The organism is Helicobacter pylori (genome assembly GCF_001998165.1).
Lineage (GTDB): Bacteria > Campylobacterota > Campylobacteria > Campylobacterales > Helicobacteraceae > Helicobacter > Helicobacter pylori_DL.
Genome location: NZ_MTWR01000073.1, coordinates 17575 through 28972 on the forward strand (window position 1 = coordinate 17575; position 11398 = coordinate 28972).

An 11398-nucleotide genomic window follows, 5' to 3' on the forward strand; every position below is an offset into this window, starting at 1 on the left:
AGTCAAAACATGCAAGTAATTTAAAGTTAATTTAAGATAATTAGGCACAATAGCCGTAAAAAGTTTAAGGCTGTATTTGAAAACTCTATTTAGTATTTATCTCTTTTTATCGTTGAACCCACTCTTTTTAGAAGCTAATGAAATCACTTGGTCTAAATTCTTGGAAAATTTTAAAAACAAGAATGAAGACGACAAACCTAAACCCCTAATTGTTGATAAAAACAATGAAAAACAGAAAACACTAGACAAAAACCAGCAAATTTTAAAAAGGGCTTTAGAAAAAAGCCTTAAATTCTTTTTCATTTTTGGATACAACTATTCGCAAGCCACTTTTTCAACTTCTAATCAAAGCTTGACTTTTGTAGCTAATAGCATAGGGTTTAACACCGCTACAGGCTTAGAGCATTTTTTAAGAAACCACCCTAAAGTCGGTTTTAGAATCTTTAGCGTCTATAACTATTTCCATTCTGTTTCGCTCTCTCAGCCTCAAATCCTAATGGTGCAAAATTACGGAGGCGCGTTAGATTTTTCTTGGATTTTTGTGGATAAAAAAACCTATCGTTTTAGGAGTTATTTAGGAATCGCTTTAGAGCAAGGGGTGTTATTGGTGGATACGATTAAATCCGGCGCTATCACAACAATCATCCCTAGAACCAAGAAAACCTTTTTCCAAGCCCCCTTTCGCTTTGGTTTTATCGTGGATTTTATCGGTTATTTGTCTTTGCAGTTTGGGATTGAAATGCCTTTAGTGAGGAATGTTTTTTACACCTACAATAACCATCAAGAAAGATTCAAACCACGATTTAACGCTAACCTTTCTTTAATCGTTTCGTTTTAGACTCCCTTTAGATTCTCTTTTAAATAAGCCCATGATCTTTCTGGGGTATTTTAAAAGCATGGAAAAAACATTCGCTTGAATGCCGTTTTCTTGGCACGCTCTCAAATTTTCTTTATTCCTTAATAAAAAGCTTTTAAACCCCCTTGCGCTAACCCCACCGGTGCGCATGATGACTAACACTTCTTTCAAATAAGAAAAGCTTATTTTTTGCACCACAAACAAGCGGATGATCATCTCAAAATCCGCTGAAATCTTATAGTCGGTTTTGTAGAGCCCATAGCGTTCATAAATGGCTTTTTTGACAAAAAGCGTGGGGTGCGCTGGCACCACGCCATAAAGTAAGGTTTTAGGGTCAAACTCCCCGCTTTCATAATAACGGACCACTTTTTCTAAACAATCAGGTTTGACAAATACCAGATCCGCATACACGCTATCGCAATTTTTGTTTTCAAATTCATGCACCACTTTTTCTATTACAAACTCATCAATATAAAAATCATCGCTGTTCAATAAAGCGATAATATCCCCACTAGAACGCTTTATGCCCTTATTCATAGCGTCATAAATGCCCTTATCTTTTTCACTCATCACGCAAGCGATTCTATCTCTATATTTTTGAATAATTTCTAAAGTGCTATCCGCGCTAGCCCCATCTATAATGATGTATTCAATGTTTTTATAAGTTTGATGAAGCACGGAAAGAATGGTGTCTTCAATGGTTTTTTCGCTATTAAAACACGCCGTGATCACAGAAACTTTTAACAATCCAACCCTTTTATAATAAACTCCCCCCTAATTAAGTTTTAAACAAGTTCACTTGTTTGTCTAAATTCGTGGTCGTTCCACTCACATGCGTAGCGATGTTTAAAATATCTGAAGAATCCGCTAAAGTCTTAGAAGCTACTTTTTCCACTTCTGCAAAATCGCTTACCATAGCTTCAATTTGGTGTCCGGATTTAGCGTAATCGTCCATGCTTTGATTGCTGTCTCGCACGACTGAGCTTAAATTAGAACTCATTTTTTCGTAAGTTTCTTGCACGCTTTTACTCATATCGCTCAAGCGTTCCATTTTTTGCGAATTGAGATTCATTTGCGAACTCACATCATTGATTTCTTGGACAATCACCATGATAGTGGAATTGATTTCAGCTAAAGATTTTTGAGTGCGCCCGGCTAAATTCCTAACTTCATCAGCCACCACCGCAAAGCCTCTGCCATGCTCGCCGGCCCTTGCGGCTTCAATAGCAGCGTTTAGGGCTAAAAGATTGGTTTGATCGGCAATATCATTGATAATATCCAAAATGGATTTGACATCATCAGCGTTACGGCTTAGCTGCTCCACTTTACTAGAGAGTTCTTCTTCAGTGTGCGCGCTCTCTGTGATTTGAGAAAATAAATCCCCAATCGCATCCTTGCTCTCTTTGACAAGCCCTTGCGTTTCAATCAAACGCTTCCTTAACCCTTGAGACTGCTCTATGGAAGTATTCATCATGTTCGCTACATCCGTGGCTTTATTTTTTACGGAATTTAGGGTGGTTGAGGAATCTTTCATGCTCTTTTGGGTTTCTTGCGTGATTTGGACTAATTCATCCATTGAAGTTTTATTGGAAGTGGAAATGCCTTTAATCTCTTCCATAATCAAGCGGGCGTTTTCCACAAACAAATTGATCCCACGGCCCACTTGCGAGATTTCATCGTTGCGATCACCCACATCAATTTTGGCCCTCAAATCCTTATCCCCATGGCTGAAAGCGTTGATTTTAAGGACCAATTCATCAATGCGTTTCACGATCCTTAGTTTAGCGTATATGAGCGTCAAAACCACTAACGCTATCGTCGCTGTCAGTATCCAAAGGAATAATTTTGTGGTGTTTTCATTAAAAACCTTATTCACGCCTTCTTTAATCGCTTTATTTTCGGTGTTAATGTCAGTGTAATAGGAAGTCGTTGCGATCACCATTTGAGACACCTCATCATAATGCGAGTAGGCGAATTTTTTCTCCGGCACGCCTCCATCGTATTTGGGCATTTTATAATAAGTATAGCCTCCCCCTTTTTTAGCCGCTTCCAAATACCCCCTAACATAATACACCCCATCAACGCTCTGAGCGTCAAGCCTTGATTGGCCTACGGTTTTAGGATTGACTGGATCAAACAGCACCACCCCGTTTTTATCCACCACCACCATATAAATCATGCCTTTATCGTCGTTAATGCGTTTGAAATAATCTAGCGCCATTTTTCTTGCAGTAGCATTGTCAAAATCTTTGTAATACTCATGAATGCCCTGTTCAATAATTTTTGTCATGTAAGCGAGCGTTTTTTCACGCTTTTTGTATTGCCCGGTTTCTAAATGCTCCATGAGTTGCGCTAACACATCTTTTTGCATAACCTTTACAAAACCAATAAAAAGCCCCCCTAAACCCAAAAGAGCGGCTAGCACGACAAACATAATACGAGTCCCTAGCGAAGCAAATACTGAAGCAAACATCATTTATCTCCTAATAAATCATTTTTAAGTCAAACCCTAATTTGAGAGTTCAGCCTCCAAATGCACCCCCCCCCCCCGAAAAATGAGTGGCGCAAAACAAGATTAAAAATCCGGTTGTTTGAAAACCGCTGAAAAAAGCGAAAAGCCAACAATCTAGGATTATAGAACATTCCTTTTTAAGTTAGGCTTAAAGAATAAATAATAAAAATAAAAAATCTTATTCAACTTCACTTTCCTTAATGGATTTGACGTTCAAAGTCCTCCCGTCTTTTGAAGTGGGGATTTTGATGCTCCCCTCTTTTAATTTTTCTGCCAATTTTTTTAGCAACGGGTTTTTGAAATCGTAGTTGATGATTTCCCAGTTATGTTCTAGTTCAGGGGTTACCTTCCCACCTTTTTTTTCCGTGATGTATTTGACGATTAAATCTCGTATTTGCCCGTTATCTTGTAATTCATTGTAAGAATCATAATACCTATCAGCGTCTGTAACCAGCTTTAAAGTCGTGGATAATGTTCCGAATCGGTAATTGTTGATCGCTAATTTATACACCGCTTTTAAATCAATGGGTTTTCCGTTAATTGTCGGATTAATAATCCTTTGCCCGGCGGGTTTGGTAACATCAACTTGGTATTTCACGCCAGAAAACATATCAAAGTTATAGCCGCGAATATTTTCATTAAAACTGATCGTCAAATCGCCCGGTTGCAACTGGTTGTAAAATCGGTATGACCATTCCATGTATTTCAACAGGTTTTCACCCGTGATATGCACTCCAATGAGCGTATTAGCGAACTTGTAAATGTAGGCGACATCTTTTCTTTTGAAAGGCCCTTTTTTCAAATTCGCCCCAAAATTGAATAAGGCTGCCGCTGAAACATCGGCTTTTGCGTAATATTTTTGCACTTTATTAATCAATTCTATCACCGGTGTTTCTTGCAAGGCGGCGGTTGGCATCGTGGTGATTTTTTCTTCTCCTGTGATAAAATCAGGCCTGTCAATAAAGGTTTTTGTCACTTCGCCGACCACTTCATTAGCGTATTCTTTTGATTTTTTATCCACATATTCGTATTTTTTCGCTAATTCTTCATCTTCTGGAATATCTTTTGTGGGTAAATTTTCAGTCGTTACGATTTTTTTCTTCGTCTTAGCGTCAAACACCACCACGCCCTTTGCCAGATAAGCCCCATACGCTCCAGGCTCAATGGTATGCACCTTCCCCACTTTGGTGTTATAAACCGCATGCTCATGCCCGGCAAAAATGATGTCAAATTGCGGGAATTTTTTCGCCAAATCCGGTATCCCATCGCCACCTTTCTCATCTTCTCGCCCCAAATGAAAAGCGCCGATCAAAATGTCATACTTCCCTTTTAACTCTTTCAAGGTCTTTTTTAGCGCTTCTTCAGCGTCCAAAAACTTCAACCCTGCAAAATGTTCAGGTGTAGAGGCCTCCCAAGTTGGGACATGCGGCACCAAAAACCCCACAACCGCCACCCTCACGCCATCAATTTTTTTAATCACATAAGGCTTCACAAACGGCTGATTGTCTGCAATTTTGATGATATTCGCATTCACGACATCGCCATTAAACCCCTTGATATTTTTTTCTAAAAAATCTTTACTGAAATTAAACTCGTGATTCCCAAGCACACGAATGTCAAATTTCAAATCGTTTTCGGCTCGAACTAATGGGTGGATAGGCTCATCATTAAACAACTCCGCGCTATTGCCTTGCAACAAATCCCCACTGTCAATCAAAACCACATTTTTATTTTCAGCCCTTTGCTTTTTGATTAAAGTCGCAATCCTTGTCAAGCCGTTATTGGGTTTTTGCTCTCCAGTCGCATAATCATACGAAAAAAGCCGCCCATGAATGTCTGAAGTTTCCAAAAACACGATTTTGACTTCTTTTGCAGATATTGAAAGCGTCAGCGTGAAAAATACGGCTAAAATTAATTTTTTCATTGAAATTTTCCTAGTGAAAGATATTCATAGCATTGTTTTTACATAAAATTAACGCTGATGCGATGATTTTGATTGGCATGCAACGCCTAAAACGGGTAAGGGGGTAGGGGGAGTAAAGATCATTCCCCCCCTTAATCAAACCCCCACTTCAGACCATTCAGCGCGTTTGTCTAAAAAAGCGCGCGCTAAATCCTGTGCGCCCTCTAAAGTGTGGTTAGCCGCCCAACCGCATTGTTTTTCATTGCTGGCAGGCACTTCTTTAGCCTTTAACACGTCTTGCATCGTCTTTTCTAAAACCTCTAAAACCTCTGTGTAATTGTCATGGTTTAACACCGTGAGATAAAACCCCGTTTGGCAACCCATAGGCGACCAATCCACGACATAACTGGCATGGTTGCGGATAATCTCAGCGACTAAATGCTCTAAAGAGTGCAAGCTTGGCATGTCCATGTGATCTTGGTTGGGCTGCTTGAAGCGCACATCGTATTTGACAATCACATCCCCATTAGCGCCCTTTTTGCGATCAGCGATACGCACATAAGGGGCTTTGACTTTGGTGTGATCCAAATTGAAACTCTCTACATTCATTTTCATGTTTTTAACTCCTTTATTCATAAATTGTAATGAAACTTTAGCTTATTTTAGCGAACGCTTGCTCTAAATCTTCTAACAAATCCTGTTCATGCTCAATCCCCACAGACAAGCGCACCAAACCATCTCTGATCCCTGCAGCTTCTCGTTGCGCTTTAGGGATACACGCATGGGTCATTAGCGCTGGAATCCCAACCAAACTTTCCACCCCGCCCAAACTCTCGCCTAAAATGAATAATTTAAGGCTTTCTACAAAAAGAGTCGCCTTGCTGTCATTTTTGAGGGTGAAAGAGAGCATCCCGCTAAAGCCACGCATCTGTTTTTTGGCTAGATCGTAATTAGGGTGGGTGGGCAAACCCGGGTAATAAACCCTTTCCACTTTAGGGTGTTTTTCTAAAAACTCAGCCACGCAAAGAGCGTTTTTTTGATGGGCTTGCATGCGTAATGCTAGCGTTTTAATCCCTCTTTGCAACAGCCAGCTGTCTTGAGGGCCTAAAACCCCACCGATAGCGTTTTGGAAAAAGGCGATCTCTTGGGCTAGCGCTTCATTATTAGTGGTTACAAGTCCAGCGACGACATCGCTATGACCGCCTAAGTATTTTGTGCCGCTATGCACCACAATGTCCGCCCCCAAAAGAAGCGGGTTTTGGCAATAGGGGGTGGCAAAGGTGTTATCCACGATAGTGAGCAAACCATGAGCTTTAGCGACACTAGCGCATTGCGCTAAATCGGTGATTTTAAGCAAGGGGTTACTAGGGGTCTCTAAATAAAGGGCTTTGGTGTTGGGTTTGATAGCCTTTTTGATTTGGGATAGATCGCTAGTGTCTATAATGGTGCAAGAAAGCCCATTTTTGACAAGCACTTTATTGAACAAGCGGAAAGTCCCCCCATAGACATCATCGCCCAATAACACATGATCGCCTGATTGCAAGAGGGAAAAAACGGCGTGGATTCCGGCTAAACCAGAAGCGAAAGCGAACCCCTTAACCCCCCCTTCTAAATCAGCGATGAGCTCTTCTAAAGCAAAGCGCGTGGGGTTGCCTGAGCGAGAGTATTCATAGCCCTTATGGCGGCCTATGGCGTCTTGGCGGTAGGTGGAAGTTTGATAAATAGGCACGCTCACCGCCCCCGTTGTCGCGTCCTCACTAATGCCTCCATGGATTAATTTGGTTTGCATGTGCATGGTTTTTCCTTTTGATGAATTCATGAATAAATACCTTTAGAAAGATAACGATCGGCAACATCCGGGAAAATGGTTAAAACCTGGCTGCCTTCGGGGAGGCGTTGCGCTTCTTTCAATGCTGCCACAAAAGCTGCCCCGCTAGAGCTCCCCACTAATAAGCCGTTTTTTTTGGCTAACTTCCTAGTGTAGCTAAAACCCTCTTCATCTGAGATCGTTTCAAAGCCATCAATATCCAAGTTTGCAAAAAAAGGAGGGATGAATTCCACGCCAATACCCTCAATCTCATGAGGCCCAGGCTCTCCCCCATTCAAAATAGAACCCTCCGGCTCCACCCCAATCAAGCGGATATTAGGGATGCGTTCTTTCAAATACCTAGCCGTGCCAGCAAAAGTGCCTCCACTCCCTATCCCGGCTACAAAGCTCGTAAGGTTTGTGCCTAATTCTTGGACAATCTCAAGAGCTAGGGTGTGGTAGTAAGCGGCGGGATTATCAGGGTTTTCAAATTGCAAGGGCAAATAGCTATCAGGGATACTTTCGGCTAACTCTTTACTTTTTTTAATGGCGCCAGAAATCCCCTCGCTAGTAGGCGTGTTGATCACTAAAGCCCCCAAAGCCCTCATGATTTGCTGTTTTTCTGTGCTGAATTTTTCCGGGACAACAAAGATGGTTTTGAGATGGTGCTTGATTGCCACTAAGGCTAGAGCGATGCCGGTATTGCCTGCGGTAGGCTCAATGATGGTTGTTTTAGAAGTGATTTTGCCAGTTTTAAACCCTTCTTCTATAAGGTATTGGCCTAAGCGATCTTTAACGCTCCCTCCCGGGTTTAAATGTTCTAGCTTGGCGTAAATGGCGGAATTTAACGGAATGGGGTAATCCTTGTTAGTGAATTTAAAAACGGGAGTGCGGCCTATGGCGTCTTGCATTGTGGTGATAATCATCATTCCTCCTATAACAAACAATAAAATTCAATTTTGCGATTATGCCTAAACTCATTAAATGGAGTAAGATTTAGGATAAAATGTTGGCTTATTAAGATCGATCAAGGAGCTTTCAATGAAAACGATAGAATGGAATGAAGGGCAAAGAAAAGCGTTTCAGGACTTGTTAAGAGAATTTGTAGCGTTAATAGACGCTAAAATGCAAGAGGAAAAACAAACAGGCAGAACTCCAAAAATACCAAAGTATGGTTCATGCCAAAACGGACTGAACAAGTTTTTAACGCCATGGGGTTATGCGTATAAAATCAGTCTTGGCTCTGGGAACTTATCCAAGAAGCCATCCATCACTTTTTGCCGTCAGGATATTTTAGGGGAAGGGTTTGTCAATGGTGAAATACCAACCCCAAAAAAAAGTTTTTACCTTTGCTTACGATTGGTGCAATGATTTTGAAAAGTTTTATCTTTGTATAGGTCGATCCACAGAGGATGATGAAAAAAAAGAGCTTCAAAAATGCCTAGCGTATGATAAAATTATCGATCCTAATGGAGACGCATACTACCAAGAGATCTATGACGATTTAAATCCCATCTTGAAAACATTACCAACGATTTTTTACGCTTTGCTAACGAATTTAATCAAATCCCCACTGCGTGTTTTGAGTTAGAGCCATCTAGTGCAAGCCATTGAGAAATGACCCTATACAAAAAAGGAACTCCCCCATAAGGGATTTCCCTAAAATCCCACCAACGCTTTTAAGCTAAACCTTAAAAAAGCTATCGTTTGGTTACAATCAAGCTTTGATATTTGGATTAAAAAACGCTTTGAGTGTTTGTTAGATTTTGCAATCGGTATCCCATTGATGAAAATGAGGAAAGCAAGCGGGTTTTGATTAAAACCGCTCGCTTGAAAGAAGTTTTAAAAGCGTTTCACTCCACTTCCGCATCAATCACATCATCGTCTTTTTTCTTGGGCTGCTCGGCGTTGTTTTTATTCGCCATGGCTTCGCCTAGTTTTTGAGCCGCTTGTGCTAATAATTTCGTTTTGTCTTCAAGCTCCGCTTTAGTAGCGTTATCGTTTTTGATGCAATCTTTAAGGGCGTTAATGGCGTTTTGGATCTCATTAGCGTCGTTCTCATTCAAATTCGCCTTATGCTCATCAAGGCTCTTTTGGGTTTGGTGCGCCAAACTATCGGCATGGTTTCTCGCTTCAATCACTTCTTTTTTCCTGGCGTCTTCTTCTTTGTGCAATTCAGCGTCTTTAACCATTTTTTCAATTTCGCTATCAGACAACCCACTAGAGCCAGAAATTTTAATCTCTTGGCTTTTGCCGGTATTTTTGTCTTGCGCTGACACGGTTAAAATCCCATTAGCGTCAATATCAAAGGTTACTTCAATTTGCGGCACGCCTCTTGGAGCGGGAGCGATGCCTTGCAAATCAAATTTACCCAACGATTTATTATCCCTTGCCAATTCTCTCTCGCCTTGTAAAACCATAATGGACACAGCGGGCTGGTTGTCTTCAGCGGTTGAGAACACTTGAGATTTTTTCGCCGGAATAGTCGTGCCTCTATCAATCACTTTAGTCATCACGCCCCCTAAAGTTTCAATCCCAAGACTTAAAGGCGTAACGTCTAATAAAAGCACATCTTTCACATCGCCTTTTAACACGCCCCCTTGAATGCTCGCGCCCACCGCTACGACTTCATCAGGATTGACGCTTTTATTCAACTCTTTATTAATAAACGCTTTCACCCTTTCTTGGACTTTAGGGATACGAGTGGAGCCGCCCACCATCACCACTTCTGAAATCTCATTTTTGGTTAGCCCTGCGTCTTTGATCACGCTTTCAATTTTAGAAATCGTTTCTTCCATGAGATCTTCTGTCAAGCTTTCAAATTTAGCCCTAGTGAGTTTTTTAACCAAGTGTTTAGGCCCGGTAGCGTCCGCTGTGATAAAAGGCAAATTGATTTCAGTCTCCATCGCAGAGCTCAGTTCTTTTTTAGCGTTTTCAGCCGCTTCTTTCAGGCGTTGCAACGCCATCACATCGTTTTTAATCTCAATGCCCGTTTCGCTTTTAAACTCAGCCGCTAAGAAATCAATCACACGATTGTCAAAATCATCGCCCCCCAAAAACGCATCGCCCCCTGTGGCTAAAACTTCCACGACATTATCGCCTGTTTCTAAAACGGTAACGTCAAAAGTCCCCCCACCCAAATCATAAACCATGATTTTTTCGCTCTCTTTTTTATCCAAGCCGTAAGCTAACGCCGCGCTTGTGGGCTCATTGATGATCCTTAAAACATTAAGCCCTGCAATCGTGCCGGCTTCTTTAGTCGCTTTTCGTTGGCTGTCGTTAAAATAAGCAGGAACCGTGATCACCGCTTCCGTAACGCTCTCGCCTAAATAACTTTCAGCGTCTTCTTTGAGCTTCATTAAAATTTTGGCTGAAATTTCTTGAGGGGTATAAACTTTACCCGAAATCTCAATCGCACAAGCCCCATTCCTATCCACAATCTTATAAGGCAAGCGTTTTTCGGCTTCTTTAGCCTTATCTTCATTAAACATCAAGCCCATGATCCTTTTAATAGAATAAATGGTTTTTTCTGGGTTGGTTACCGCTTGTCTTTTCGCACTCTCGCCCACTAAAATCTCGCCCTTATCCGTAAAGGCTACAATAGAAGGAGTGGTGTTTTTACCCTCTTTATTCGCAATAATCTTTGCTTCATTGCCTTCATACACCGCCATTGCGGAGTTGGTTGTCCCTAAATCAATTCCAATAACTTTTCCCATGCGTTATCCTTTCTTACTTAAAATAAATGTTTTAATCGTTTTTAGCAATGCTCACCATTGCCGGCCTCAAAACCCTACCCTTATACTTGTAACCCTGTTGCAAAACCTGCACGATTTTCCCGTTTTCTTTTTCTTCGCTTTTGACTTGCATGATCGCATTGTGGAAATTAGGATCAAATTCTTCTAAGCATTCAATCCCCTCAATGCCATGCCTTGCCAAAACTTCATGCAGCTTTTCCATCGTAAGCTCCAAGCCTTTGGTTAAAGCGCTCTCTTTATCCACTTCTACAGCGCTCTTGTAAGCCCCAAGAAGCGCATCAATCACCGGCAATAGATCCAATGCGATTTTTTCATACGCATACTCTAACGCCATGCTCTTGTCTCTTTCTAAGCGCTTTTTCACGTTTTCAAAATCCGCATGCACTCTCAAGTATTTTTCGTGCATTTCTTTATACTTAAGCTCAAAATATTCCTTGATCTCGCCTTCTTTTCCGGGCGCTTCTTGCTTTTCTTCACCCTGTTGTTCTTTGCAAGCGCAAGCCTTTTGATAAGACTCTGGCTCTTTTGGGCTTAAATCGTGTTCTTGGTTGTGTTCATCTTTCAT

At 41.2% G+C, this 11398-nt stretch carries 9 protein-coding genes and 1 pseudogene; 2 read left to right on the forward strand and 8 right to left on the reverse strand.

Features of this window, described 5'->3' with window-relative positions; translation table 11 throughout:
• Window positions 1-76 precede the first annotated feature (76 nt).
• Window positions 77-838 carry an outer membrane beta-barrel protein gene (locus BZK24_RS07820; protein WP_000853684.1) on the forward strand — a complete coding sequence of 254 codons (762 nt, stop codon included), beginning with the start codon at window positions 77-79 and terminating at the stop codon, window positions 836-838.
• Here the strand turns inward: BZK24_RS07820 and BZK24_RS07825 are convergent.
• From BZK24_RS07825 to BZK24_RS07850, 6 genes are all read right to left on the reverse strand, one after another.
• The gene (locus BZK24_RS07825) at window positions 821-1603 is read right to left on the reverse strand and encodes a glycosyltransferase family 2 protein (RefSeq protein WP_077657087.1); all 783 of its coding nucleotides are present in this window, start codon (window positions 1601-1603) and stop codon (window positions 821-823) included. The genes BZK24_RS07820 and BZK24_RS07825 overlap by 18 nt on opposite strands.
• 31 nt (window positions 1604-1634) lie before the next feature.
• Complete coding sequence (tlpB, locus tag BZK24_RS07830; RefSeq protein ID WP_077657088.1) at window positions 1635-3332, reverse strand: methyl-accepting chemotaxis protein TlpB; 1698 nt, start codon at window positions 3330-3332, stop codon at window positions 1635-1637.
• 214 nt (window positions 3333-3546) lie between these two features.
• Entirely contained in the window at window positions 3547-5259 is a 1713-nt protein-coding gene (locus BZK24_RS07835; protein ID WP_341537515.1) for a bifunctional metallophosphatase/5'-nucleotidase, read from the reverse strand.
• Between the two features lie 168 nt (window positions 5260-5427).
• Entirely contained in the window at window positions 5428-5886 is a 459-nt protein-coding gene (locus tag BZK24_RS07840; protein WP_171972430.1) for an S-ribosylhomocysteine lyase, read from the reverse strand.
• Window positions 5887-5923: 37 nt separating this feature from the next.
• Window positions 5924-7066, reverse strand: a complete 1143-nt coding sequence (locus BZK24_RS07845; protein ID WP_077657090.1) for a cystathionine gamma-synthase — start codon at window positions 7064-7066, stop codon at window positions 5924-5926.
• A 20-nt stretch (window positions 7067-7086) separates the two neighbouring features.
• Entirely contained in the window at window positions 7087-8004 is a 918-nt protein-coding gene (locus tag BZK24_RS07850; RefSeq protein ID WP_171972431.1) for an O-acetylserine-dependent cystathionine beta-synthase, read from the reverse strand.
• A 115-nt stretch (window positions 8005-8119) separates the two neighbouring features.
• Here BZK24_RS07850 and BZK24_RS07855 point away from each other — a divergent pair.
• Window positions 8120-8692, forward strand: a pseudogene (locus tag BZK24_RS07855) (hypothetical protein).
• Window positions 8693-8931: 239 nt separating this feature from the next.
• Here the strand turns inward: BZK24_RS07855 and dnaK are convergent.
• A complete protein-coding gene (dnaK, locus tag BZK24_RS07860; RefSeq protein ID WP_077657092.1) occupies window positions 8932-10794 on the reverse strand; it encodes a molecular chaperone DnaK in 1863 nt (620 codons plus the stop codon).
• Between the two features lie 31 nt (window positions 10795-10825).
• Window positions 10826-11398, reverse strand: coding sequence for a nucleotide exchange factor GrpE (gene grpE, locus BZK24_RS07865; protein WP_077657093.1), 573 nt, complete (start codon window positions 11396-11398; stop codon window positions 10826-10828).

Bases quoted from the DNA above. Each gene is read 5' to 3' on its own strand.
- tlpB (WP_077657088.1), bottom strand. From the start codon at position 3,332: ATGATGTTTGCTTCAGTATTTGCTTCGCTAGGGACTCGTATTATGTTT.
- BZK24_RS07840 (WP_171972430.1), bottom strand. From the start codon at position 5,886: ATGAAAATGAATGTAGAGAGTTTCAATTTGGATCACACCAAAGTCAAA.
- BZK24_RS07845 (WP_077657090.1), bottom strand. From the start codon at position 7,066: ATGCACATGCAAACCAAATTAATCCATGGAGGCATTAGTGAGGACGCG.
- BZK24_RS07850 (WP_171972431.1), bottom strand. From the start codon at position 8,004: ATGATTATCACCACAATGCAAGACGCCATAGGCCGCACTCCCGTTTTT.
- dnaK (WP_077657092.1), bottom strand. From the start codon at position 10,794: ATGGGAAAAGTTATTGGAATTGATTTAGGGACAACCAACTCCGCAATG.
- grpE (WP_077657093.1), bottom strand. From the start codon at position 11,398: ATGAAAGATGAACACAACCAAGAACACGATTTAAGCCCAAAAGAGCCA.